Source organism: Geminocystis herdmanii PCC 6308 (assembly GCF_000332235.1).
GTDB lineage: Bacteria > Cyanobacteriota > Cyanobacteriia > Cyanobacteriales > Cyanobacteriaceae > Geminocystis > Geminocystis herdmanii.
This window is the reverse complement of record NZ_CM001775.1, coordinates 709,736-734,794: the sequence shown is the minus strand read 5'-3', so window position 1 is coordinate 734,794 and position 25,059 is coordinate 709,736. Positions and strand designations below refer to the sequence as shown.

Genomic DNA, 25,059 nt, shown 5'->3' with positions numbered 1-25,059 from the left:
TTATCATGAAATGTTGACAAATATTAGATTCTTCAGGGGATTTTTAGCAAATTTCCACAAAAAAAAAGGGGTATTCCCCTTCTTCATCTTTTTTCATAAAAAAACAATAAATTTTTGATGAGTATGTTTTTATTTTAAATGTAAATAAGCCGCTTCTTGTTCTAATTGCTCGATTAATTTTTGATCCCCTTGACTTCTAGCTACTTCTAAACGATGTTCTATATTTTTGCGTAAACTATCTTTGTAGGCTTGACCAGCATTGGCACTCATTTGACTTTTACGAGTAATATTCATCATTTTTTATACCTCTTTTTTTTATTAATTATTTATTTTCTTATTTCCATAATAACAAAAAAAAATAAATCTGTATCATTTGTTACAAAAACTTAATAAGGTGAATTAAGTACTCGTGCAAAATAGATTGTTAATTGTTAATTGTTAATTGTTAATCGTCTAATCGTCCATTTGCCAAGGTTCAGTTAAATTACCTTCGTCAAGGATTTTTTTTGGTCTCAAAATCAGTAATAGTTGACCTAGAATGGGGGAAGATGGAGTACGATCGAACCAGTTAAATTTAATTCGATCGTCTTCAGATACCATAAAATAATGATTAATATTCCATTCTTTAACCGCTAAATCCACTACAACTAAAAACTCCTCAGATTTAGTACTGGTAGCCTTGGGTAAATCTTCGCTACGACAGAAAATCACCGCTGGATGTTGAGCTTTTAAAATTACCTGCCAACTAGGAATAGAAACAACTTGGGTATTTTGAGCAATTTTAGTGACACCAAAAGGATCAATTAACTCGAAAAGGGGTATATGATCTAAATCCTCAAGAGTAAGGGGAAAAGTACCCGCCACAGGCAAAATACAGGGTAATTCTTCATCACTTTCTAAACGATAAATCGGTAATAAAGGAGCATTTTGTGTGGCGGTAGAATCAACGGCTTCCGTTAATAACTGCTCAATTAATTGTCTTGCACTAGGAGAATGAGCAAATTTCAAGCCTTCAGAAATCAAACGAGCTTTATCAGCTAATGTCTTTTTTTGACGAGCGCTTTTCCAATGTTGATAAGCAACAGCATCTCCGGGGTGAATAGTAAAACCCGTTGGCGGTTGGGATAAATGAGAAAAGTGTTTCATCGCTTTGGCTAAAAATGATGCACCATCCACATCTAGTTGTTTTTCCTTGGCTAAAAGTGCTGCGGCTAGTCTTTCTTCGTGATTTAAAACTCTAAACTCGTATAATACATCACTGCGAGGACCTTGATAATAGGTTAATAACTCTTGGGGTGCTTCGCATTTTACTAAACTATCATATACTTGACTGGCAACGACAACTAAGTTTTGTTGACTGGTTTGTAATCCTGTTTTTTCAAAAATTTCTTGTTTTTCAACACCTGACAGTTGCAGTTTATGGCAACCTTTGCCCCAATCAACCCAACATCCTTTTTTATGCAATAGAGAGATGATGATGGTTTCTTTTTCTTCTGGTGTCAAAGTATGGTTATTGGTGATCATAATTTAGGTATTCGGTAATAGGTAATAGGTATGGGAAAAGTTGTTAATCAATAACCCATCGTGTAATGAATTACACGGTTAATCGGATCACGTTCAATAAATTGAACTTAGAATTGTTTTGTATAGTTTCATTCTTTATCCTTCATTCTTCATTTTTCATTCTTCATTAATTATTAATTGGTTGTATTTCATAATTTAAGGAGGGTGTTAATTCCTTGCGCCAGTTGCGGATTTCTTCTCTAGCTTGGTTGTAGGCGGAAGTACCAGAAGGGATCATTTCGGCGATTTTGATGGCTTGTTCGATCGAGTTTAAAGAATAATCTCCCGCCGTTCTTCGGGCAGTCATTAAAAGCTGTTCTGACCATCGATTGACGGCTTGACGACTTTGGCTTTCAATGGAGGCACTAGAGGGGATTCTACGGGCAATATTGATGGCGGAGGAAAGAGATTGAGGATCACTGTTTTGGGCAGTTTGATAGGCTCTTTGTAAGTCTTCTTGGGCGTTCATTTCACGGCGCCAACGGCGAATCTCATTTTGAGATTCTGTATATAATGCCCTTCCTCTGCCGATACGACTAGCAACGTTAATGGCTTGTTGAAAGTCACTACCATTACTCAATGCCATGGCTTGATCTAAAATAGGTCGATCTTCCACTCGTTCAATGTTACGGCGCCATTCCCGAATCGAATCACTGGCTTCGGTATATAATGCTCGATCGGACTTAATTTGACTGGCTTGATTAATGGCATTTTGCCACGATTGTATATTATTACCTAATGCTAACTGTTGAGCTTGAGCGAGAATTGGTTTATCTTCTTGGATTTGTATTTCTCTTTGCCATTGACGAATTTCTTGACGAGCTTCTCGATATAAAGGATTATCATTACCCACTAATTGGGCTTTGGTGATAGCGGCGTTTAAGTCTCCGATATTACCCGATCGAGCTAAATCTCTGGCATTAGCTAAATGAGTCAAATCTTCTTTTTGAGCAATCCATGATTGTAAAAGTTCTCTAGTTTTATTATAAAGTTTGCTATCACTGGGAATCTGCTCCCCTTCTGCAATAGCCAATTCCATCCCTGACACCGTACCAAGATTAGCATTTCTTCCAGCACTAGCGATGATTGTCCAATCTCTAGCCTGAGTTTTGAGTTTACTTTGATCAGGAATTTTAGAAGCTAAATCACCTAATCCATTCCAATCATTATTATCAACAAACGTAACTACCATATCAGTAATTTTATTTTCCGCTTCTTCAATTAATTTATTCGCTTCGTTATAGGAATAACTAGAGGGAGGAATCACAGAAGCGACTTCAATGGTTTTCAGATAATTATCTAATCCTCCAGCTCTCAATGTAATATAAGCACCATCAAGCTGTTTACTTTCTTCCCTTGCCAAATTAATGGTTTTAACAATTTCTTGATATTTTGTCGTTTGCCAATAATCATTATTTATATTTAATAAGTTAACGGCGACTAAAAAAGCCTTATTCCATTGAGAATTTCTTAATTCAGTCTCAATTTCTTCTTGAATTGTTTCCGCTTTGTCCCAAATTTCATTCCATTGAGCGATGGTTTCTTCTACCATGGCGTAATTTTGTACGGTGGAGGGAATTTTACGAGCAATGGCAATGGCTTCTTCTAATTTTCCCTGATTTAATTCTTTTTCCGCTAGTTTTAAAATATCTTCTGACCATTCTTTTGTATAGCGATTTATTTCATTGCGTAGGGGATGTTCTGGGGATAATTCTTCTAAGAGGGCGATAGCTTTTAAGAGACTATCGACTTCATTTTTTTCGGCTTCGAGTTGAGCACAATAAATTCGATTAGTGGCGGAGCTAAAAAATAGAGAAATACTGTTGCAACTGGGGTTACTGGGTAAACGTAATAAGACTGTGGTGGCTAAAAATCCGATTCCGCCGAAGCTAACGGCTAAAATCAAACTCAATAATTGCCATGAAATTTTCCAATTATTGCTTTCTGTGTTTGTGGTCATAGGTTAAATCGTTTATCTTAAAAGATGGTGAAATGACTTGATTCGAGCGCTAGGAATGGCGCTACGGGATCGACTAAAAATATAAAAAAGTTAAAATTATAAATATGTAAACTGACTATTGATAATGATAGATAAAATTTTTCTTAGCATATCTTAACATGACATTTCCGATTTATACCTATTCCTAATTCCTCATTCCTAATTACTTCCGAAAGTTAAGGCTTTTCCCCTCACTTCGGTATTGAGTTTTCCTTTCTCTAAGGCAATATTCCCTAGTACGATCGTATAGACTGGCCACCCCGTCAAGCTCCAACCTTCAAAGGGACTCCAACCGCATTTTGTGGCTAAATTTTCCTTTAAAACAGGTTTATAATTTTTCAAATCGACTAAAATTACATCAGCATCATAACCGACTTTAATCTCTCCCTTGTTAGGAATATTGTAGAGTTTGGCAGGGTTGGTACACATCCATTTAACTACTTGAGCAAGGGTGCAACGTCCTTTTTTATGCTCCGTCAACATCAAGAGTAAAGAAGTTTCTACCCCCGGCATTCCCGAAGGGCTATGGGGATAGGATTTCGCTTTTTCTTCTAAAGTATGGGGAGCGTGATCGGTAGCGATACAGTCAATAACTCCATCTAGTAAGGCTTTCCAGAGAATTTCATTATTTTCTTTCGATCGAAGGGGAGGGTTCATTTGTGCTAAAGTACCGATTCTTTCATAATCATCAGTATTCAGTAACAGATGTTGGGGAGTGACTTCCGTAGAAATCCAAGGGCTTTTATGTTCTCGTAAATATTCCGCTTCGATACCCGTGCTAAGGTGTAAAATGTGTAAACGGCGTTGGTACTTATTAGATAATTTTACCGCCAATTTCGTGGCATTGAGCGCGGCGGTTTCGTCTTGAATCTCAGAATGAATCGCAGGTTCTGTAATATCCTGAAACTGTTTTTTTCTCTCTACAATTCTAGCTTGATCTTCCGCATGGACTGCAATTAAACGACTACCTTTAGCGAAAATCGGTTCAATTTCTTCCTCTGTGCTTACCAACAAAGCGCCATGATTTGATCCCATAAAAATTTTGATACCACAAGCAGGATTGGCATTTCTCAAGTCATCGAGATTTTCTGCCGTTGCCCCCATGAAAAAGCCATAATTGACTAAACATTTTTGACTAGCTAAGTGCAACTTCTCGTCTAATCTTTCCTGAGTGGTGGTTAAAGGTCTCGTATTGGGCATTTCCAGAAAGGATGTGACTCCCCCCTTAGCACAGGCACAAGAAGCAGTAAACAGGTCTTCTTTATATTCTAAACCCGGTTCACGAAAATGGACTTGTGGATCGATTACCCCCGGTAGTAAAGTTAAACCAGTAGCATCGATAATTTGTGCCGAATCATCTTGTAATTGAGTACCAATTTCGGCAATTTTTCCGTCTTTGATGCTTAAATCTCCTAAGAAAAGATTACCATCAGGTAATAAAATTTCAGCATTACGAATTAATAAATTAGAAGTCATAGTTATAATAAATTATTTAATAATTTAAAAAATTTTAAGTTGTTAACTGACAATTATTTTCAATATCTTAACCCATGAAAAGTTCTCAATCTAATGAATCGCAACAAAAATTATTCTTTTTTTTCAAATTGTTAAATTGGTATTACGATCGATTATTTATTAGTCGAATCATGGCATTGGTATCAGTGTTAAATTTTGGGTTAGTCTTGTTTGATTTAAGCTATATTCCATTACGAGATATATGGTTAAATGGAGTGATAACTGTAGGACAATTTAAACTAGGTCCTTATGAATCTAATGGTATTCAATTAGAAATTGTACCGAAAAGATTGAGAGAAAAAATTATTCAATATGATGTGATAAAAGGTATTGAACCTTATAGAGATACACAGTTTTATTTAGAGGAAGTTGATTTGTTAGAAAACAGGATTAATCAATATGGTTTAGATAATGAAAAAACCCAAGAAATCTTAAAAAGATTAAGAGAAATGAGTGTTGATATGATTAGAGAAGATCCTTTTAGATTAGCTAATAAAAGTGGCACTTTAGAAATTATTAAAAATAGAATGAGGGAACACATGGATAACTATATAGACAATCCAGAATCTTCCTCTACATTTGCTTTTACTTCCTTTTGGACTGTGGATAATTTAGAGAATAATTTAGATGGACAACTGAGGTTTTTTAACCAAAAAATTAGACCATTAATTAATACAAATTATTGGAGACCCATCGGAGAAAATGGTAGATTTGTCGATTATTTTGGCTTATTAGATTTTCCTTTTATAGTGATTATTTTTACTGATTTTATGATTCGTTGTCTCGTCATTAGTATGCGTTATCACGGAGTTAAATTTCAGGATGCAATTTTTTGGCGTTGGTATGATTTAATTTTCTTTTCACCTTATTTAAGATGGTTAAGAATTATCCCTATTAGTATTCGTTTAAATGATAGTAAACTCTTAACTTATAAACGCATACAAAAACAAATTAGTCAAGGTTTTGTAGCAGGAATTGCAGGAGATATTACTCAAATTGTGGTGTTGAGAATCGTTAATCAAGTCCAAAAAACTATTGAAAAAGGTTCGATCGAAAAAACATTATTTCAACAAGAAATTAAAGAATATATTAACTTAAGTGGTAAGAATGAATCGGCGGAAATAGTTAAATTATTAATCAATTTAGTCGTCTATGAAATGTTACCAGAAATTCGTCCAGAAGTAGAAGTTTTATTAAGCTATATAATGCTAAAAACTATTACCGAATCCCCCGTTTATGAAAATATAAAAAACTTACCCGGATTTCAAAGTTTTCCTGAGAATATTAGCAATAAATTAGCGACTCAATCTTATCAAATATTTTTGAATAGTATGAATGGTATTTTAAAAGAAGACCCTATCTTTGAGAAACATTTAGAAAAGATTATTAATAAAGCCACTAAAACTTTAAATTTACGACCCAATGCTCGATATGATGTGAATAAAATAGAGGAATTATTAGTAATTTTATTAGAAGAAGTAAAAGTTAATTATATTCAACAATTATCCGATGAAGATATAGAGGCTTTAATGGATGAAACAAGAGCAATTAATAATTAATAATACAGGTTAATTTTATGAATAAATTTATAAATTTTGATAAACCTCATCATCATTACGCTTCCCAATTTTAAAGACTCTAATTTTATCATCTTCAACAGTATATAAAATTCGATATTCTCCTTGATCTACTCGATAACTTTCTTTAAAACCTTTTAACTTTTTAGAATCTTGAGGAAACGGATTATCTGGTAAAGTAAATATCTTAAAAACAATCTGTTTAATAAATTTAGGTTGAAGACTTTTTAAACTTTTTCTAGCAGAATGTTCAATAATCAAAGAATATTCTTTACTCATCTTCATCTCCAGAGGTTAAATCTTCAATTGTCAACCCTAATTCATCTAATAATTCATTAAATGTAATACTAGGTTTCCCTTTACTTTCTTCGATCGCCTGACGTAATTCTGTGCAATCTCTAGCATCTTCCAATTCTTCTAATAACCGCAAATCGGCATAGTTAATAATAGCAACTTTACCTTTGCCTTCTCTCTCAATAACAATTCTTTCCCCTTTTGTTTCAGCTTTTTTAACTAATTCTAAAATATTATTAGAATCAACATTGTGATTTACTGTAATCATTAGTTAATTTCTCCATTTAGTGATTATTTTTATTCTATTATAAAGTCCATGGAATTGATTACACTGAGGAGGATCGATCGAACCTATTTTACTAAGAAAAATTCGATCAGTCCTAATTAATTATTGACGTTACCCAGAATAAACTGATTTAGGATGACGAGTTACATCTAACCGTATTCTCTGTTTTTGGTGTAGAAGTGTCATAAAAGGTTAAATAAACTTATTAAATTTGAAAGATGTTGCTTATAATCATTACCATAAGATAAATTTTGAGAATTTTTGTTTTACAACTGCAATTTTTATTAATCTTTTTTTTCAAAAAACTATAGGTCAAATTGGATAATGTCTCGAATATTAGTAATTGATGATGATGCGGCGATCGCAGAATTAGTGTCCATTAATTTAGAAATGGCAGGATATGATATATGTCAAGCGGAAGACGGAATCAAAGGACAAGCCCTAGCATTACAAATCCAACCAGATTTAATCATGTTAGATTTGATGTTGCCCAAAGTTGATGGTTTTACTGTCTGTCAAAGACTCAGAAGGGACGATCGAACTGTCAATATACCTGTACTAATGTTAACAGCATTAGGACAAACTCAAGATAAAGTTGACGGTTTCAACGCTGGGGCAGATGATTACTTAACAAAACCCTTTGAAGTAGAAGAAATGTTAGCGAGAGTCAAAGCCTTATTGAGAAGAAGTGAACGAAGTTTAGCGACAGCTAAACACACTGAAATTCTTAATTTTGGAGCTTTAACCCTCGTACCAGAAAGGTTTGAGGCGATATGGTTCGACAAAACTATTAAATTAACCCATTTAGAATTTGAATTATTACATTGTTTATTACAACGTCATGGACAAACAGTAGCACCTAGTGATATACTCAAAGAAGTATGGGGATATGATCCTAATGATGATATTGAGACTATTCGGGTTCATATTAGGCATTTACGCACCAAACTAGAACCAGACCCACGCAAACCTCGTTATATTAAAACTATTTATGGTGCTGGATATTGTTTAGAATTAAATCAAACCAATACAAATTAGGCTTTGAGAAAAATCACATCCTCAAGACTAAATAACAGTCAGTTATATTTGTTATAAATTAATAACAATGAATAATAATATATAGAATAATTAATTATCAATAACAGAAATTTTTATGGGAATAAATCATATTGTCGATCAAGCCTTAGAAACAGGTTATCTTACTCCTACCATGGAAGCGGAAGTCGGAAAATTATGTGAAACATCTTCAGAACTTTCTGTCGATGAATATATGGCTTTAGATAAACTAATGGGCGCATTGTTAACAGGGGAAGTGGTGGCAATGCCTAGAAAACAATTTATTAATGTCATGGAGGAATTAGTTGTAAGTGAGGTAATTTCTCGGGTTGCGGAAATAGAAACTACCAGTAATAAATTATTGGATGTAGGGGATATTTCAGCCTATGCCCTTAATCGTTTACCGCCTTTGTATGCAACCACTGAAGAAGGTGCAGAGTTTCAAAGAGGTAGAGCCAAGGATGAGTTAAAAACCTTGATTTTAGAACAAGTAGAACAGGCTATTTTATTATATCTCGATCGACCGGAATTTCATCCAGAAAGACACATGATTAGCAAAGGCTCACAAGCTAATAATGTATTCAAACAAGTCAGTCAGTTATTACAATCTCAAGCCTCGAATTACGAGGGGAATTAAGGTGTAAAGAGTAAAAAGTAAAAAGTAAAAAGTAAGAAGTAAGAAGTAAGAAGTAAGAAGTAAGGAGTAATTGAACCTTTGTGAAAAATTTTGACTTCAATTTATTGAACGGTAACTATTAGCCGTGTAATGAATTACACTGTGAGTAATTGATTAGGGTTAAAACCCCTACAAACTTATCAAAAATCTTTTGTCGAAAAGTCTAATAAAAAATTATGTTGCCTTTTAGTTTGGGAATTAATACAACTATTATTGCGGGGAGTTGTCTTTGGTGTTTAGCTTTATATATTAGTCTTGCTACTTTGAGAGAGTCTGTAATTGACGGGTTATGCCGTTGGTTTAATTTTGCGGAACGTTTTCTTTATACCAACGATGGGGAATTTGAACGTACTCGTAAAGGGAGAGAATCTCAAAATGCCTTTTTTGCTTCTTTGATGAGTATAATTCCTTTTTTGCTCATGGGAATTTTATTTAATTGGTTAACTGATGTTACTTTAGGTAGAAATTGGTTAATTAGTGTGGGAATTTTAGCTTGTATTTCCTGTGGAGTTTATGATTTGGGAAGACGGGATTCTCAACGATAATTAATGTTATGATCAAAAATATTGATGAAAGTTTAGCGGTAAGTCAACGAATATTAATAGAACTTTTTAGAAGAAAAAGAAGCCTTATTTTTTGGGCTATGTTTCCTATTTTTATTCTTTTAATTAATAGTTATATCATTGCCGAAAGAGCTAAAATTACCACGGCTTTAGCCATGAAAATATCTGCTCCTTCTAGTTTAGTGGGGGCGGCTTTGTTTTTTAGTTGTTTAGGGGGGACGATCGCAACTATTGTGGCAGAAAGGGAACAAAAAACTCTCAAAAGATTGTTTATTTCTCCTCTTAATGGGGCTTCTTATTTTCTAGGAATTTTCTTTGCCCATAGTTTTATTGGTTTATTACAAACTTTATTAGTTTATGGATTGTTGTTAATCGTTTTACTCATTAAAGAAATGTCTATTTCTGGGTCAATAATTTTAGGTTTAATTATCATTATTTTGAGTATAATAAGTTATGTGGGAGTAGGGTTTATTTTAGGTACTCAATTAGCAAAAAGAACGGAAGATGTGAATGCGATCGTAGCTACTTTTGGCGTTCCTTTATTAATCATGGGGGGAACTTTTTTTCCTAGTTCTTTATTTCCGAAAAAACTCTTAGAAATTGCACAATTTAATCCGATTTTTCACATGAATGAAGCCTTAATAAATTTGTGGGGAAAAGGTAAATCTTTTGAGGATATTCAAGGTCATTTTTTTTTCTTACTAATCTTTTCGATCGTCATGATCTTTCTGGGATGGTGGTGTTATGAGAGAATGATTACAAAGGAAAAAACTCTTTGAATTTACAGTAAAAAATACGTCATTGAAAATCAAAATAATTCGCAGTTCGGAACATAATTAAGTAGAATATATGAAAATTTTAATTAGTAATGATGATGGTATTTTTGCTTTAGGAATACGCACTTTAGCTAATACGATCGTATCTCAAGGACATCAAGTTATAGTAGTAGCACCTGATAGAGAACGATCGGCTACAGGCCATGGTTTAACCCTTCATCAACCCATTAGAGCACAGAAAATTGAAGGCGTTTTTCATCCTGAAGTCACGGTGTGGTCATGTTCGGGAACGCCCTCAGACTGCGTTAAACTAGGCTTGAACGCCATTTCAAAAGAGCAACCTGATTTTGTCCTCTCTGGGATTAATCACGGCTCAAATTTAGGCACTGATATATTATACTCAGGCACAGTGAGCGCAGCTATGGAAGGCTCGATCGACGGGATTACGAGTATAGCGTTTAGTTTAGCCAGTTTCACCAGCGTAGAATTTCAACCCGCCGCCAATTTTGCCGTCAAACTGATTAACCAACTCACTCAAAACCCTTTACCCGAAGCGACTTTACTCAATGTCAATATTCCTCCAGTAGCAGAAACAGACATTAAAGGAGTAAAAATCACTCGTCAAGGTATTAGACGTTACACCGAAAATTTCCAAAAACGAACCGATCCCAGAGGAAAAAGTTACTATTGGTTAGCAGGAGAATTAGTGGAAGAACTGGAGCAACCCGAACATATTTACTTACCCCCTGATTTGCCCACGGATGTTCAAGCCATCAAAGAAAATTATATAACTATGACTCCATTACAATACAATTTAACTGATGTGGTAACGGTGCAAAAACTCAAAGATTCAGGAATCGAAAATTAAAATGTTAAGCCATATTAGATTAAGAAATGTAACAAACTTTGACCACTTGTCTTTTGACAATGGAAAACAAATTGCAGAAGATCGAAGGTGATAAAAAATATCTCGATCGAAATTCCCAATGAAAAAAATTCTTAGTGTAGTAGTTTTATTAATTACCCTTGTTACTTTTACCTTTGCAAGTCCAGCCTTAGCCGGAGATGCCTCTAAAGGTGCGACTTTATTCAGTGCTAATTGTGCTTCTTGTCACATGGGAGGAAGAAATGTGGTGAATCCTACCAAAACTTTACAAAAAGCCGACTTAGAAAAATATGATATGTATGAGTTGGACAAAATTAAAACTCAAATACTTAATGGTAAAGCCGCAATGCCTTCTTTTGGTAAGAATTTAACAGGAGAACAAATTGAAGACGTAGCTACTTATGTTCTTTCTCAAGCCGAAAAAGGTTGGTAAAAACTAATATGCAGGGTGGGCATTGCCCACCAATCCCTACTTAGGAGTTGCTTAAAAAGTCTTTTGATCATGGTAGAAAAGAGGAAATCAGAGTTTTGAGACTTTGTATAGACAAAATTAAAGAAAATTTTTTGACTTAAAAATTGCTAAAACTATACACGATGAAAGTCTGTGTAGTGTTGAGTATATCTTTGATAAGAATAAAACCTAATAATCTTTTAAGTATCGTGGAATATTAAGTTAGTTAAATGTAAAAATGGGTCGCCTGAGATTCGAACTCAGGACCAATCAGTTAAAAGCCGAGTGCTCTACCGCTGAGCTAGCGACCCATTCGTTGCTTTTAATTTTCGCAACGATAACCAGTATAACGAACTTTAAAAAAAAATGCAAGAGTAAAATCGAAAAAGTTTTTATTTCTTTATTTTTACCCCCTCGATCGAGAACTGGTATAGTTTAGAAGCAATCAACTTAAGTCAACTCACGGGAACTTATTTTTTCTATTTGTACCTGAGTTTGATAGAGTAGATGATCACGACTATCTTTCACTTGACTCAGATGTGGTAATAAATTGCGAGATTGAAGACTCATATGTAATTGTAAATGAGCAACATAATCACGAACATCCTCTTTCATGGGTTGAATTGAGTTATGGGCATTAACAGTCATGGTGTTTTCAGTTTAGTATTGCTGATTCTTACAGAGGAATCTTATCATTTTTTCTTATTCTAGTCAAGGATAGTTTTATATAAATTAACAATTATTGTTCTGATAGTTATTAGATGAAAAAACTTTTCACAAAATGCTAAATTGTAAAGAGTTTATATATTTTTCTAATAATTAGTTGATTAAAAATCTTTTAAAACTTTGATATAAGTATGGGAAAAATTTTAGTTTGGCTTGAAGATTTCTTTCGAGATAGAAATTTTCTAAAATTAATTCATGTCACTGAAAATTTAGTGTCAAAGGTTCTTTCTTTAGCATTAATCGTGGTTATTTTTGTTGCTTTATATGACTTAGTATTAGTTTTAGTTACGGATTTATTTAAAGAAGAGCCTTTAGGATTTTTTAACCGTACTTTAATCGAACTTTTTGGCTTTTTTCTTAATATATTAATTGCCTTAGAACTCTTAGAAAATATAACAGTTTATCTTAGAAAACATATTGTACAATTAGAGTTAGTTGTCACTACTGCTTTAATTGCTGTGGCTCGAAAAATTATAATTTTTGATCCGGGTAAATACCAAAAAATTGATCTGATTGCTTTAGGAGTTGCGATCGTCTGTTTAGCTATTAGTTATGGAATTATTCGCTATTCTAACCAGAAAAAATTTTAAATAGAAATGAAGATTAACTTAAAAAAAAGTTTAATGTTCTAGATTGCTTCCTCAGAAAATAGGAACAATTTATGATAATTTATTAAGGGATTTTGAAAAAAAATAAAGTGATGGAAGACAATAAAGAATTTCAAATTAATTGTCCTTTACCTATTAATAAATATCCTCATATTTTATTAGGCCATGGTAGTGGAGGAAAGTTAATGAGGCAATTAATCAATGAGATGTTTTTAACTACTTTTCCCCCTGAAAATAATATTGATCATGATTGTGCAGTAGTTAATCTTAGTAAAAATAAAATCGCTTTTACTACGGATTCTTATGTGATAAATCCTCTATTTTTCCCCGGAGGAAATATTGGTTCAATGGCAGTTTATGGTACAGTAAATGACTTAGCTATGGGGGGTGCAATTCCTCTTTATTTAAGTTTAAGTTTTATTTTGGAAGAAGGATTAGAAATTACTAAATTATGGCAAATTATACAATCTATAAAAAAAGCCTCAGAAATAAGTAAAGTAAAAATTATTACAGGGGATACTAAAGTTGTAGAAAAAGGCAAAGGTGATGGTATATTTATTAATACTTCTGGGATCGGAATTATTGATCATAATTTAGAAATAAATCCTTTTTCAATTAAGCCTAATGATGTGATTATTATTAGTGGTGATATTGGGCAACATGGCATAGCAATTATGGCAATTAGAGAAGGTTTAGAGTTTGAAACAACTATTAAAAGTGATTGTGCGCCCCTAGCGGAAACTATTTTAGAATTATTAAAAGCAGGAATTAAAATTCATTGTTTACGGGATTTAACTAGAGGTGGTTTAGCAAGTGCTTTAAATGAAATTGCTTTTTCAACTAATTTAGAAATGAATATTAATGAGGATTCAATTCATGTCATAGAACAAGTAAAAGGAGCTTGTGAAATACTTGGTTTTGATCCTCTTTATGTTGCCAATGAAGGACGATTTATTATGTTTATTGAGGAGGAATATGTGAGTAAAAGTTTAACTATTTTACAAGCAAAAAATCATTTTGCTAATGTCATTGGTACAGTAAAAAAAACAGATAATTCTCTAGTGATTATGAATAATAAAATAGGAGGTAAAAGAATTGTCGATATGTTGAGTGGTGAGCAATTACCCCGCATTTGTTAAAAAGTATCATTTGGGTGAGCGAAAAAATAGTTGGGAAATATAGCTTTGAACATTGGGCAAAGGGCAAAGGGCAAAGGGCAAAGGATAGTATGATATAAATTAAAGAGTTATTTTACTTTTCCTTCTTACTTTTTCCTTCATTATGGCAAATTATAAAGACCAATTCATTTGGCAAAAAGCTAAAAATTTAGCCGTTATTATTTATAGATTAACCAATAATTACCCTAAGAAAGAATTATATGGATTAGTTTCTCAAATAAATCACTGTTAAAGAAGGGCAAAGTCAAAAGTTCAAAGGGCAAAGGCAAGAATATAAACAGAATATATCAAAAATAACAAAAAAAATACTTAATAATAAAATCAACCCTTATAGCTAAAATTATTATAACCTTTGACCCTTGCCCATACAACTTTTCCCTTCTTTAGAAACTCAATTAATTATTAGTAAAGAAGTAAAAATAATTGAAAATCTTGAATGGATAGATTTAGCAATAAATAAGGTAAATGAGGTACAAGCGTTACTTGTTTCCACGATTAATAAATTAGATAAATAACCTTTGCCCTTTGCCCATTTAACTTTGCCCTCATAAACTCCTCCCAACCAAAATTTCGTTCACCCGTATCATTTAGCAAATCAAGTTTATCGTGATTGCTAAAGTTATTTTGTCCGCCCCTAAATCCCCAATAATACCTGAGTGAACCATAAAAATAAATGTGCGGTTGGTGAGGGTAGTCGAACCACCGTTTTAAGGATTATTGAAGAAAATTATTAATAGTATTTAAGTAAGTTTTTTTATCTTCTAACATAGGAAAATGACCAGTTTTTGGTATTTCTACATAAACAATATTTTCAGTATTTAAAGCGGCGGCTTCCCTTCCCATAATTGCAGGAATTATTTGATCTTTTTCTCCCGAAATTAATAAAGTGGGTACTTTTATTTTGGCAAATTCTTGAGGCATAATATCCACTGCTTTTTTACTTACCGATGAATAAATTGTATTCAAAGCGGCGTTATAATCTGCTAATAAAAAGTCTTCTAAAAAAGCAATACTCATATCTTTTGGTATGGGTTGATATAAAAATCTAGCCATAAACATTTTATCGGCAAAAGGCACTTTTAAAAACCAGTTATAACGAAATTTAACCACATATCCTCCTACTTGATGAAAAGCCGAAAAAGCTAGGGCATTATAGGTAAAAATTCCATTACAAGTTAAAATTGCTTTATGAACTCTCTCAGGCGCTATGTTAAGAAATACTGTTCCGATCGAAGCCCCCATAGAATGCGCATTAAAATAAATTTTATCGAGGTGAAATGTATCTAATAATATCAATAAATCTTCGGCATAATCTTCTAATTCATAGCCAATATTTCCCTGTTTTTCCTCCGTTGACTGTCCAAAACCTCGCATATCATACAGCAAACAATCATAGTCAGAGACGATCGAACTCGCAGTAGTACGCCAGTATCGACAAGAGCCTCCCCAACCGTGAATAAATACCATCACCGGCTTAGGTTGATTATTTGCTGAAGGTTGACGAATCCACTCGTAATAGTGGTTTACTCCCCGAATATTGATTTTTCCTTGTGATTCGATCGTCATTGAGAATGTAGAATTTAGAATGATTAAAAATCTTATTCTATCAGTATTTTACCTGAATTGAAAATTAAAAACCTTACTTTAAATTTCGATCGTTTACCTCAATCCCCCCGCAAAGAAATAAATTTCATTGCTCATAGCGTAACTCAACTAAAGTGATTTAATTGACGAATAACCATGTTTGCCCCCCATTGTGTGCCTTCTGTACGTCTAATTTCTAAAACTTGTTGATAAAAACGAGTTTAAAGAGATTGCTTCGTGCCTCGCAATGACAAGAGAGGGGAGGTTCGATCGAGGTTGTGGGATTATGGGGAAGTTCGATCGAGCATATTGAGACAAAAAAAAGTAGCTATATTTCAAGCTACTGATTTTTTTAGAGATAAAAATTAGAACTTACTTAACCATTGTTGTAAATCTTCGATCGAATCCATATCAAATAAATCCTCAGCTAAGGTTTCTAGATCATCAATATTTAGAGCTTTTACTTGAGTTTGTAAATCTTCATTAATTACTCCCAATTTTCTTTGAATTAAACGAATAATTAATTCCTTATCTCGATCGATCCTTTCTTTTACTCCTTCTTCTTTTGCCATTTTTTCAAAAGGGCTAACTAAGGGCATAATTTTTTCCTCCTCGTATTTTATTATTTTTTTATTCAAACTTTGTTGCAATAATGGTGGTAAAGTCATCATGGCATCGATAAATTTAAACAGTTTTACTATTTCTAATTTACTGTATTTTTTATCGTATAAACTTCTGATTAAATACCATTTCCATTGCTCTCTTTGGGTTAAATTACTTGTGGTTGCTTTGGTTTTTAAATGTGCCATTACCATCATGGCAAAGGGGTTTAAATCTTTTTCTAATTCTTCCCATTTTTGTTGATAATCTAATAATTTGATCGAGGGAAAATTAAGATTCAGTTGACATCCTCCTAAATCATAACCATAATTGGATGGTCGCCATTTTTCCTTTTCATCTCCTAGTATAGCAAGGCTAATTACTGGTTTTCGATACAAGTCAAAAGCACGATAATGGTAGATGAACATTCGTTGATTAAAGTCGCTATCGTACTGACTTTGTACTTCGATGTGAACTAAAATCCACACTTCAAGTTCATTTTTTAAACAAACTTGAAATAGTTTATCCACCAATCTTTTACTATCATCAGAATCGGCTGTTATTTTTTGTAATTCTTTATCTAAAGAAGTTATTGGTTTTAACCAGTCAATGAGATTATAAACCTCTGGAAAAAAGAAGTCGAGGAATCTATCAAAGTAATCTCCAATAGCTTCCTTCCAAGGTTCATCGTAATTAGCGTTGATTTCCGTCATTAATTAATTGTCACATTTATTGAACTATTATATCTCAACTTTCCCTCACGAATTACCGCTAAGTTCGATCGATTTTAGGGGGAGTTCGATCGCGCTTAAAGATTGCTTCGTATCCTCGCAATGACAGGATAGGGGAGGTTCGGGCGCGCAGCGTGCCTTTGGCATCGATATTGGAGGAAGCTCGATCGCAGTATAAAGACATTTAGTCTTAGTTTTGGGGATTAACAGCTTTTTTTACTATCTCTAGGGGTAAATTAAGGCGATTAGCAATTTCATCGACACTCATACCTAATTGGATTAAAAGTGGCACTGTTTCCAGTTTCCCTTCAGATTTACCTTGTTGAATACCTTGTTGAATACCTTGTTTCTTTTCTTTAGCTAATTCTTCATCAAATATTGCTCTTAAACTCATAATTAACACCTGCCTTTTTTGATTGATAGAGAATGATTTATTCCGATTTGCTTCCATAGCATTTAATAAACCATATACCGATTTTAATATATTTTTTCGGGAAGGATGGTTATTTGCTAATAATTCCAATTCCTCGATGGCACTAAACTGTATTTTATCCCGCCCAAATAGTCTTAACCATAATGTTTCGGGAGTTTTTGATAATTTATGTACGGCAATAATACCTGTGTTAAATCCTTGAGGTAAAAAATACACTCCTTTCTCCCAATTTTCTTGAGGTTGTCCTGAAAATTGACTCAAAATCTGTTTAGAAATAGTCGGGGTTATAATCCATAAAGCGATGTCTTTTTTTTTGTCTTTTAAAAGATTGTTTTTTACACTAATTAGTTTGCCAATACAATCCAGAATCTCTTCGGCTTGAACATGATTACGGTAAACTTCTATTAAACAAGTTGTTTGTGCAATTTTTCCTAATAATCCTAATGTGTCGGGTGTTGTCGGTACTGATTTATCAGGAATAAAAAGAATATCGACTTCTCTTCTTTCGCTACTAACATCCGCTGAAGGAATTACTTGACCATAATTTTGATACAATTCTGGTAACACTTCTTTGACAAATTCGTCATGGGGAAATTGAGACATTTAATATCAACATTTCAGGTTTTTCCAGTGATATTTTACCATTAATTGATCAGAAGAAGCGATCGATTTTGAGGAGATTGCTTCGTATCCTCGCAATGACAGGATAGGGGAGGTTCGATCGCACAGCGCCGCTAAAAAGCGATCGATTGTTGGTAGTGCTTTTAGTCTTCTATACCTCCATCGAGGTGAGGTCAAACTCAGGTTAAAATGAAAGATCGACTAAATTAAATAATTATAGATACTTCAAAAATATTTATGCAAACTCCCTATAATCCTAGTGATATAGAATCAAAATGGCAAAAACAATGGTCAGATTCTCACCTTTATCTTACCGAAGAAAATACCGAAAAACCTAAATTTTATGCTCTTTCGATGTTTCCCTATCCTTCGGGAAAATTACATATGGGTCATGTGCGTAACTATGTTATTACTGATGTTATCGCCCGTTGTAAAAGAATGCAAGGGCATCGAGTTTTACATCCTATGGGTTGGGATGCCTTTGGTTTACCTGCGGAAAATGCCGCTATTGATAGGGGTATCCCTCCTGCTAAGTGGACTTTTGAAAATATCGCCCAAATGCGATCGCAACTCCAAGAATTAGGCTTATCCATTGATTGGAGTCGAGAGGTTGCCACTTGCTCCCCAGAATATTATAAATGGACACAGTGGCTATTTTTACAATTTTTAGAAGCTGGACTTGCTTATCAACGGGAAGCTGGGGTAAACTGGGATCCGATCGATCAAACGGTGTTAGCTAACGAACAAGTGGACTCTGAGGGTTACTCTTGGCGTAGCGGTGCAAAAGTTGAGCGTAAATTATTAAAACAGTGGTTTTTCAAGATTACCGATTACGCCGAACAACTGTTGAACGACTTACAACAATTACAAGGGTGGCCCGATCGAGTTAAAACCATGCAGGAAAACTGGATAGGTAAGTCTGTAGGGGCTTATTTAGAGTTTCCGATTGTGGGAAGGGATGAAAAAATTGCCGTGTTTACAACGCGCCCTGATACCGTCTATGGAGTTACCTATGTAGTACTCGCTCCCGAACACCCCCTAACTCAAATTGTCACTACCCCAGACAGAAAAGAAGCGGTGGAAGCCTTTATCAAAGAAGTATCCGAGGAAAGTGAGATCGATCGAACTGCCGATGACAAGCCCAAAAAAGGTACAATGACAGGAGGTAAAGCCGTTAACCCCTTTACAGGAGAAGAAATCCCCATTTTAATCGCCAATTATGTCTTATACGAATATGGCACAGGGGCAGTTATGGGAGTACCAGCCCACGACGTAAGAGACTTCAAATTTGCCAAAGAAAATGACTTACCCATCAAAGTAGTTATCTTACCCGATGATGCCGATAACGGTGATATATGTCTTTTGGAAGCCTACACCGAAGCAGGTATCATGATTAACTCTGGGGGTTTTAACGGCATGAATTCTGTTAAAGGAAAAGAAGCCGTGATTCGCCTTGCGGAAAATAACGACTATGGCAAAAAACGCATTCAATATCGCCTCCGAGATTGGTTGATTTCCCGTCAACGTTACTGGGGTTGTCCCATTCCTGTTATTCACTGCGAAGATTGTGGTATAGTACCCGTACCTAGTCAAGATTTACCAGTAAAACTACCTGAAAATGTAGAATTTTCGGGGCGTGGTGCGTCTCCTTTAGCTAAAATTGAAGACTGGATTAATGTACCCTGTCCAAAATGTGGCAAACCGGCAAAACGGGAAACCGACACTATGGATACCTTTATCGACTCCTCATGGTATTTTTTCCGTTATACCGATGCAACCAACCAAGATGAGGCATTTAACTTTGCTAGAGTGAATGATTGGATGGCAGTAGATCAGTATGTAGGGGGTATTGAACACGCAATTCTACATTTACTTTATTCACGGTTTTTTACTAAGGTAGTGCGCGATCGAGGTTTAGTCAAGGTTGATGAGCCTTTCAAAAGATTGTTAACTCAAGGTATGGTACAAGGGTTGACTTATAAAAATCCTGAAACGGGCAAATATGTCATTGCCGAAAACGTCTATTCCCTAGAAGAAACCAACGACAAAGGCAAAACTGAAACAGTTTATTATGAAAGAGAAACTAATCAGAAACTCTCAGTATTTTATGAGAAAATGTCCAAGTCTAAATATAACGGAGTTGATCCACAGGTAGTATTATCTAAATATGGAGCAGATACTGCCAGAATGTTCATCTTATTTAAAGCCCCTCCGGAGAAAGATTTAGAATGGCAAGATGCCGATGTAGAAGGACAATTTCGCTTTTTAAATCGAGTTTGGTTATTAGTTAATGAGTTTGTAGAAAACCCTAATTCTGCTAAGAATAAAACCTTTGATAAAGCTAAATTAACCAAAGAAGAAAAAGATTTAAGAAGGGCAATTCATACAGCAATTAAAGAAATTTCTGAAGACTTAAACGGCGATTATCAATTTAATACTGCAGTTTCTGAGTTAATGAAATTAAGCAACGCTTTAAGAGATACTAACATTAAAAATTCGTCTGTTTTTCGAGAAGGAATTGAAACCTTAATCTTACTTTTAGCACCATTTGCACCTCATATTAGCGAAGAATTATGGCAATTATTAGGTAATAATGAATCAGTGCATTTGCAGACATGGTTAACCTTAGAGAATGAGGCATTAATCGTGGATGAAATTACCTTAGTTATTCAGATAATGGGTAAAACCAGAGGTACAATTTCTGTACCAGCTTCTGCCACTAAAGAGGAGTTAGAAATCTTTGCGAAAGAGTCGGATATTGCTAAAAAACATATTGGCGAAAAACCCATTAAAAAAGTAATTGTTGTACCCAATAAATTAGTTAATTTCGTAATTTAATCTGTAGGGTGGGCATTGCCCACCAATTACGATGAAGAAGTTAATTAAGCTAAGGCTTCTATTTTTTCTTCAACCTGTGCGATATTTTTGACAATTTTAACCAGTTGATTTTTCTGATTTAATGTTTCGTTTAAATAACTTTGTACTTGTTGAGTAAAGTCTTTATATGCTTTAGCTGAAGTAATGGGATTTTCTAAGCTATCGGTTTTTATATCATAGTATAAGTAAGAAGCATAACGAATCATTTGAAATAAAGCAATATTAGACACTGCATTAAAAGTAATTTTAACCGTTGACTCAACAGTTTTATTATTCATGACTAATGGATTATGCAATTTTAATGATTGTATTAGTGAATCTAATCCCAATTGTTTGAGAGAATCAACAGTTAAACATAATGCTAAAATTCCAATAATTTCTCCCATATCAATTTTATCTAATTCATCAAAACCATGAAGAATAGCAACTCCATAAATTAATTTAGTTAAAAGACTAGAAATTTTTAATAAGTCTAATTCTATTAATAAACTTTTTATCATTTCCCAAGTTTTAATATCTTTTCCGAGTAATTTAGATTTGAAAGATATAATTGTTAAATGATGTGTTAATCTTCCAGCTAATTGACTATTACTTTCTTGAGGATAAGTTTTTTTCAAATAATTGATTTTTCTTTTGGCACTATTAAAATACAAAGAAGAATCTTTCATAATTAATGCAATGGATTCTCGCAGACTCTCAGCCCAAATATTTTGAATAGTTTGTACAATTTGATCCACTAAATTTTTAATGCTTGAAAGTACGGTATTTAAGTATTCGTTCAAGATTTTTAAATGATTTTTTCCTAATTCTTGAAAGTCTTTTGTTAGCCTATTCAGTAGTTGTTGAGCATCATCAATATTTTGATTAATAATTTTAATATTGGTACTGAATTGATCATTTATATTATTTAATAACTCTTCATAAAAAGTAGTTTGTAAAACCATTTCTTCTTCTTTTTTCTTTGTATTTGTCGATACACTTTCTAAAGCTAAAGCGGGAATCCAAATACCATTTTGTCCTTCTGTCACTTGAAAACAGACTTGCTGTTTATCACTGTAATTTGCGATCGCAAGTATTTTTCCTGTAGTTTTTTTTTGCGTCAACAGTAGCGTTATAAGTTTGCCCTAAAATATCCCGTGTCAGTTTTTCCATAGTGATTAATTATGTAACTATCACTATAGAATAACAGAAAAAAGGTTAAGCTCGATCGAATCAAATTATGAATATTGATATAACTTATCTTTTTAGGAGATTGTTTCGTGCCGAACTAGAGACACAAAAAAAACTCTCATGACTTAACTTTCTAGTATAATTTCCCCATCGGTGACTTTTTGCTGTAATTCTCGCCAAAGTTGGGCTTCTTCAGGAGTCACGATATTATCTTCATAAATAGTTTTTTTGATCATTTCACTCTCAGCACGAGATAATCTACCGTCGGCTAAAGCATTTTCAATGATTTTTTTAAGTTTGTTAATATCTTCCGTCATAATTTACATATTCTTTGAATTTATTGCATGAACATTCTAGCTAAATTTTAGAATAGCTTAAATAATTTTTGAAAAATCTTGATAATTAACAGTTGGATTTTTTTACAACCCAACCTACGATAGTAATTATTAATTCATCATTAAAAATATTGATTATGGAAACGAGACAACTTGGCAACTCAAATATTTATATTACCCCAATTATTTTAGGTACATGGCAAACGGGGAAAAGAATGTGGGTAGGTATTGAAGACAGCGAAAGTATTAAGGCGATTCGTCAAACTTTTGACTCTGGTATTACTACGATCGATACTGCTGAGGTATATGGCGAAGGGCATTCAGAAAAAATAGTCGGGGAAGCCTTAAAGGAGGTGCGAGACAAAGTTGTTTATGCAACAAAAGTATTTGCTAATCATCTTAAATATGATGATGTCATCACCGCTTGTCATAATTCCTTGACAAATTTACAGACAGATTATATAGATTTATACCAGATTCACTGGCCTTCTGGTACTTGGAATAGTGAGATTGTACCCATAGAAGAAACCATGCGCGCCTTGACTGATTTAAAACAACAAGGCAAAATTAGGGCTATAGGAGTGTCAAACTTTTCCCGTGAACAATTAACCGAAGCCTTACAATATGGAGAGATTGATAGTATTCAACCCCCTTATTCTCTGTTTTGGCGAATTGCGGAAAAAGAAATTCAACCCTATTGTGCAGAAAAAAATATTTCTATATTGGCTTATTCTTCCCTTGCCCAAGGTATTTTAACAGGAAAATTTGACACTAATCCCACTTTTGACCAAGGTGATCATCGCAAAAATAATCGTTTATTTCAATCTCCCCATTGGGAAAGAGTGCAAACAGCATTAACTCAACTCAAACCCATCGCCGAACAATATAACTGCACCTTAGCACAATTGTCGATCGCATGGTTAATCCGCCAACCAAAAACTAATGCCATCGTTGGTGCGAGAAATGCTATCCAAGCTGAAGCCAACGCCAAAGCAATAGAAGTTAATCTTACCCCTGAAGATGTGTTCAAAATAAGTGAGATTGGCTATGGAGTAACACAATATTTAGACGATAACCCCGTTATGTGGAATTTTGACTAAGAGATTGCCTCAGGCTTCTCTCACAAACATTAATATCACTAACTTAGATAGTTTTTCCTCCCGTTTTACTAATCAATTTGATGTCGCTGATGGTTAAGGATTTGTCGATCGATTTTGCCATATCGTATAAAGTTAAGGCGGTGACGGATACTGCCGTTAAAGCCTCCATTTCTACTCCTGTTTCGGCTTTTGTTCTGACGATCGCCTCAATATGATAACCTTGTAAAGTTTCATCAGGAGTAATATTGACAATAATTTTATGCAACGGGAGAGGATGACACAGGGGAATTAATTGAGATGTCTGTTTTGCTGCCATAATTCCTGCTACTTTTGCGGTGGCAAATATATCTCCTTTGGGGGAGTTTCCCTGTTGAATTTTTTGGAAAGTTTCTTTTTTCATCATTATCTTACCAGATGCGATCGCCTCTCGCACAGTGATAGCTTTAGCCGAAACATCCACCATGTTTATTTCCCCTTGACTATTAATATGAGATAAATTTTCAGACATAACTATTGCATTTTTATTGTTCATCTGTTATTATAGATAAGTGTTGAAAAAAAACTAGGGTGTGTAGCTTAGTGGATTAGAGCGGCTGACTACGGATCAGCAGGTCGGGGGTTCGAGTCCCTCCACGCCCGTTTATTGAAACCTTTATTATACAGCCTCTCTAGCTCCATAAGCTACACTGGGAATCAAATATTTTTTAATTATGCTAAACTAAACCATTCTAATTTTTTGCATAAGGTTTGCATAAAAAAATGACGCAGCATAAACTTTTTCGCCCTTCTGGTAGTAAAGTTACTATTTATGATAATAATGGCTCTTTACTCTTACGTTTTACATACAAAAGTAAATTGTATAACATTTCATTAGGCTTGGAAAATACTAAAAAAAACTTAAATATAGCCGAAAAGAAAGCGATACAGATTACTCAAGATATTATTTTTAACACTTTCCAAGAAGATAAGTATTCCCCCGTTAGAAAAAAAATAGGTATAGATACTAAGTTTTTCACAAGTATCTCAGAAGTTTTAAATTTCTATGAGCAACTTCAGCCAAATTTAGACTCAAGCACTGAAGAAAGTTTACAAATTTTAAATAATTGGTTAAGTTTAAGTCCTTCAGAGTTTCAGGATTTAAAAAATTTAAACAGATTTTTTATCTATCTTAAATCAGAAGTAAAACATAAAAATTCAGAAAAAGTAGGGTATAGCGATCGATTTATAGCTTCTCATCTTAGGATACTTAGAAGTGCTATCAACTTAGCTTTTAAGTATAAAAAACTAGAAACTAAAACAGATATAACAGACTTAATTAGCACTCTAAATACCCAAAACACTAAAGAGATTAAAGTATATTCAAAAGAAGAAATACAAATAATAATAGATGAAGCCTACGGGAGCAGGTCAAACTTGCAGAACAAAAAAACTACTTGACTAAGAAATATAGGTAG

Annotated in this window: 28 protein-coding genes and 2 tRNA genes; 14 read left to right on the top strand and 16 right to left on the bottom strand. The window is 33.8% G+C overall.

All coding sequences use genetic code 11. The annotated features are described in order from the left end of the window. Positions 1 to 129 precede the first annotated feature (129 nt). From pirA to SYN6308_RS03620, 4 genes are all read right to left on the bottom strand, one after another. On the bottom strand, positions 130 to 294 hold the full coding sequence (gene pirA / locus SYN6308_RS24810) for an arginine synthesis PII-interacting regulator PirA (protein WP_017293072.1): 165 nt from the start codon (positions 292 to 294) through the stop codon (positions 130 to 132). Between the two features lie 159 nt (positions 295 to 453). Then, positions 454 to 1,524: a RuBisCO accumulation factor 1 gene (locus SYN6308_RS03630; RefSeq protein WP_017293071.1), complete on the bottom strand. Its 1,071-nt coding sequence runs from the start codon at positions 1,522 to 1,524 to the stop codon at positions 454 to 456. 166 nt (positions 1,525 to 1,690) lie between these two features. Next, a complete protein-coding gene (locus SYN6308_RS03625) occupies positions 1,691 to 3,523 on the bottom strand; it encodes a hypothetical protein (RefSeq protein WP_017293070.1) in 1,833 nt (610 codons plus the stop codon). A gap of 198 nt (positions 3,524 to 3,721) precedes the next feature. Next, positions 3,722 to 5,038 carry a dihydroorotase gene (locus SYN6308_RS03620; protein ID WP_017293069.1) on the bottom strand — a complete coding sequence of 439 codons (1,317 nt, stop codon included), beginning with the start codon at positions 5,036 to 5,038 and terminating at the stop codon, positions 3,722 to 3,724. A 74-nt stretch (positions 5,039 to 5,112) separates the two neighbouring features. On the opposite strand from SYN6308_RS03620, the gene SYN6308_RS03615 reads away from it, so the two are divergent. Further along, positions 5,113 to 6,636 (top strand): hypothetical protein, encoded by a 1,524-nt coding sequence (locus SYN6308_RS03615; RefSeq protein ID WP_017293068.1) that lies wholly within the window; start codon positions 5,113 to 5,115, stop codon positions 6,634 to 6,636. A gap of 27 nt (positions 6,637 to 6,663) precedes the next feature. Here SYN6308_RS03615 and SYN6308_RS03610 read toward each other — a convergent pair whose 3' ends face one another. After that, a complete protein-coding gene (locus tag SYN6308_RS03610) occupies positions 6,664 to 6,933 on the bottom strand; it encodes a type II toxin-antitoxin system RelE family toxin (protein WP_017293067.1) in 270 nt (89 codons plus the stop codon). Further along, a complete protein-coding gene (locus SYN6308_RS21690; protein ID WP_017293066.1) occupies positions 6,926 to 7,216 on the bottom strand; it encodes a type II toxin-antitoxin system prevent-host-death family antitoxin in 291 nt (96 codons plus the stop codon). The genes SYN6308_RS03610 and SYN6308_RS21690 overlap by 8 nt, the downstream gene beginning before the upstream one ends. A gap of 342 nt (positions 7,217 to 7,558) precedes the next feature. Between SYN6308_RS21690 and SYN6308_RS03600 the strand changes: the two genes are divergently transcribed. From SYN6308_RS03600 to petJ, 6 genes are all read left to right on the top strand, one after another. Continuing rightward, positions 7,559 to 8,272 carry a response regulator transcription factor gene (locus tag SYN6308_RS03600; protein WP_017293065.1) on the top strand — a complete coding sequence of 238 codons (714 nt, stop codon included), beginning with the start codon at positions 7,559 to 7,561 and terminating at the stop codon, positions 8,270 to 8,272. Between the two features lie 115 nt (positions 8,273 to 8,387). Then, complete coding sequence (locus SYN6308_RS03595) at positions 8,388 to 8,927, top strand: late competence development ComFB family protein (RefSeq protein ID WP_017293064.1); 540 nt, start codon at positions 8,388 to 8,390, stop codon at positions 8,925 to 8,927. A gap of 215 nt (positions 8,928 to 9,142) precedes the next feature. Continuing rightward, positions 9,143 to 9,511 carry a hypothetical protein gene (locus SYN6308_RS03590; RefSeq protein ID WP_017293063.1) on the top strand — a complete coding sequence of 123 codons (369 nt, stop codon included), beginning with the start codon at positions 9,143 to 9,145 and terminating at the stop codon, positions 9,509 to 9,511. An 11-nt stretch (positions 9,512 to 9,522) separates the two neighbouring features. Beyond that, positions 9,523 to 10,308, top strand: a complete 786-nt coding sequence (locus tag SYN6308_RS03585) for an ABC transporter permease (protein WP_026101900.1) — start codon at positions 9,523 to 9,525, stop codon at positions 10,306 to 10,308. Between the two features lie 70 nt (positions 10,309 to 10,378). Further along, positions 10,379 to 11,173, top strand: a complete 795-nt coding sequence (gene surE, locus SYN6308_RS03580; protein ID WP_017293061.1) for a 5'/3'-nucleotidase SurE — start codon at positions 10,379 to 10,381, stop codon at positions 11,171 to 11,173. Positions 11,174 to 11,291: 118 nt separating this feature from the next. Then, the gene (petJ, locus tag SYN6308_RS03575) at positions 11,292 to 11,624 is read left to right on the top strand and encodes a cytochrome c6 PetJ (RefSeq protein ID WP_017293060.1); all 333 of its coding nucleotides are present in this window, start codon (positions 11,292 to 11,294) and stop codon (positions 11,622 to 11,624) included. 257 nt (positions 11,625 to 11,881) lie between these two features. Here the strand turns inward: petJ and SYN6308_RS03570 are convergent. Then, a tRNA-Lys gene (locus SYN6308_RS03570) sits at positions 11,882 to 11,953 on the bottom strand. A 139-nt stretch (positions 11,954 to 12,092) separates the two neighbouring features. Then, entirely contained in the window at positions 12,093 to 12,290 is a 198-nt protein-coding gene (locus SYN6308_RS03565; protein ID WP_017293059.1) for a hypothetical protein, read from the bottom strand. Between the two features lie 209 nt (positions 12,291 to 12,499). On the opposite strand from SYN6308_RS03565, the gene SYN6308_RS03560 reads away from it, so the two are divergent. From SYN6308_RS03560 to SYN6308_RS25965, 3 genes are all read left to right on the top strand, one after another. Further along, on the top strand, positions 12,500 to 12,958 hold the full coding sequence (locus SYN6308_RS03560) for a phosphate-starvation-inducible PsiE family protein (protein WP_017293058.1): 459 nt from the start codon (positions 12,500 to 12,502) through the stop codon (positions 12,956 to 12,958). A 110-nt stretch (positions 12,959 to 13,068) separates the two neighbouring features. Continuing rightward, entirely contained in the window at positions 13,069 to 14,115 is a 1,047-nt protein-coding gene (hypE, locus tag SYN6308_RS03555) for a hydrogenase expression/formation protein HypE (RefSeq protein WP_017293057.1), read from the top strand. Between the two features lie 142 nt (positions 14,116 to 14,257). Next, positions 14,258 to 14,386 carry a four helix bundle protein gene (locus SYN6308_RS25965; protein WP_083879517.1) on the top strand — a complete coding sequence of 43 codons (129 nt, stop codon included), beginning with the start codon at positions 14,258 to 14,260 and terminating at the stop codon, positions 14,384 to 14,386. Positions 14,387 to 14,868: 482 nt separating this feature from the next. Here the strand turns inward: SYN6308_RS25965 and SYN6308_RS03540 are convergent, their stop codons facing one another. The 5 genes from SYN6308_RS03540 to SYN6308_RS24425 form a co-directional block, all read right to left on the bottom strand. After that, entirely contained in the window at positions 14,869 to 15,720 is an 852-nt protein-coding gene (locus tag SYN6308_RS03540) for an alpha/beta fold hydrolase (protein WP_017293054.1), read from the bottom strand. A gap of 383 nt (positions 15,721 to 16,103) precedes the next feature. Further along, positions 16,104 to 17,051 (bottom strand): DUF4351 domain-containing protein, encoded by a 948-nt coding sequence (locus SYN6308_RS03535; RefSeq protein WP_017293053.1) that lies wholly within the window; start codon positions 17,049 to 17,051, stop codon positions 16,104 to 16,106. A gap of 58 nt (positions 17,052 to 17,109) precedes the next feature. After that, entirely contained in the window at positions 17,110 to 17,253 is a 144-nt protein-coding gene (locus SYN6308_RS24805; protein ID WP_158412746.1) for a hypothetical protein, read from the bottom strand. A gap of 6 nt (positions 17,254 to 17,259) precedes the next feature. After that, positions 17,260 to 18,105, bottom strand: a complete 846-nt coding sequence (locus tag SYN6308_RS03530) for a hypothetical protein (RefSeq protein WP_017293052.1) — start codon at positions 18,103 to 18,105, stop codon at positions 17,260 to 17,262. A 6-nt stretch (positions 18,106 to 18,111) separates the two neighbouring features. Then, positions 18,112 to 18,300, bottom strand: coding sequence for a hypothetical protein (locus SYN6308_RS24425; RefSeq protein WP_144051389.1), 189 nt, complete (start codon positions 18,298 to 18,300; stop codon positions 18,112 to 18,114). Between the two features lie 60 nt (positions 18,301 to 18,360). On the opposite strand from SYN6308_RS24425, the gene leuS reads away from it, so the two are divergent. Beyond that, the gene (gene leuS, locus SYN6308_RS03525; protein ID WP_017293051.1) at positions 18,361 to 20,961 is read left to right on the top strand and encodes a leucine--tRNA ligase; all 2,601 of its coding nucleotides are present in this window, start codon (positions 18,361 to 18,363) and stop codon (positions 20,959 to 20,961) included. A gap of 44 nt (positions 20,962 to 21,005) precedes the next feature. Here the strand turns inward: leuS and SYN6308_RS03520 are convergent, their stop codons facing one another. Together SYN6308_RS03520 and SYN6308_RS03515 are read right to left on the bottom strand one after the other, a co-directional pair. Then, positions 21,006 to 22,103 carry a hypothetical protein gene (locus SYN6308_RS03520; RefSeq protein ID WP_017293050.1) on the bottom strand — a complete coding sequence of 366 codons (1,098 nt, stop codon included), beginning with the start codon at positions 22,101 to 22,103 and terminating at the stop codon, positions 21,006 to 21,008. Positions 22,104 to 22,295: 192 nt separating this feature from the next. Continuing rightward, positions 22,296 to 22,487, bottom strand: a complete 192-nt coding sequence (locus SYN6308_RS03515) for a hypothetical protein (RefSeq protein WP_017293049.1) — start codon at positions 22,485 to 22,487, stop codon at positions 22,296 to 22,298. Positions 22,488 to 22,642: 155 nt separating this feature from the next. On the opposite strand from SYN6308_RS03515, the gene SYN6308_RS03510 reads away from it, so the two are divergent. Further along, on the top strand, positions 22,643 to 23,605 hold the full coding sequence (locus SYN6308_RS03510) for an aldo/keto reductase (RefSeq protein WP_017293048.1): 963 nt from the start codon (positions 22,643 to 22,645) through the stop codon (positions 23,603 to 23,605). A 43-nt stretch (positions 23,606 to 23,648) separates the two neighbouring features. Here the strand turns inward: SYN6308_RS03510 and moaC are convergent, their stop codons facing one another. Beyond that, the gene (gene moaC / locus SYN6308_RS03505) at positions 23,649 to 24,113 is read right to left on the bottom strand and encodes a cyclic pyranopterin monophosphate synthase MoaC (protein ID WP_017293047.1); all 465 of its coding nucleotides are present in this window, start codon (positions 24,111 to 24,113) and stop codon (positions 23,649 to 23,651) included. Between the two features lie 57 nt (positions 24,114 to 24,170). On the opposite strand from moaC, the gene SYN6308_RS03500 reads away from it, so the two are divergent. Beyond that, positions 24,171 to 24,244 (top strand) — tRNA-Arg (locus SYN6308_RS03500). Between the two features lie 120 nt (positions 24,245 to 24,364). Continuing rightward, a complete protein-coding gene (locus tag SYN6308_RS03495) occupies positions 24,365 to 25,042 on the top strand; it encodes an Arm DNA-binding domain-containing protein (RefSeq protein ID WP_017293046.1) in 678 nt (225 codons plus the stop codon). Positions 25,043 to 25,059 lie beyond the last annotated feature (17 nt).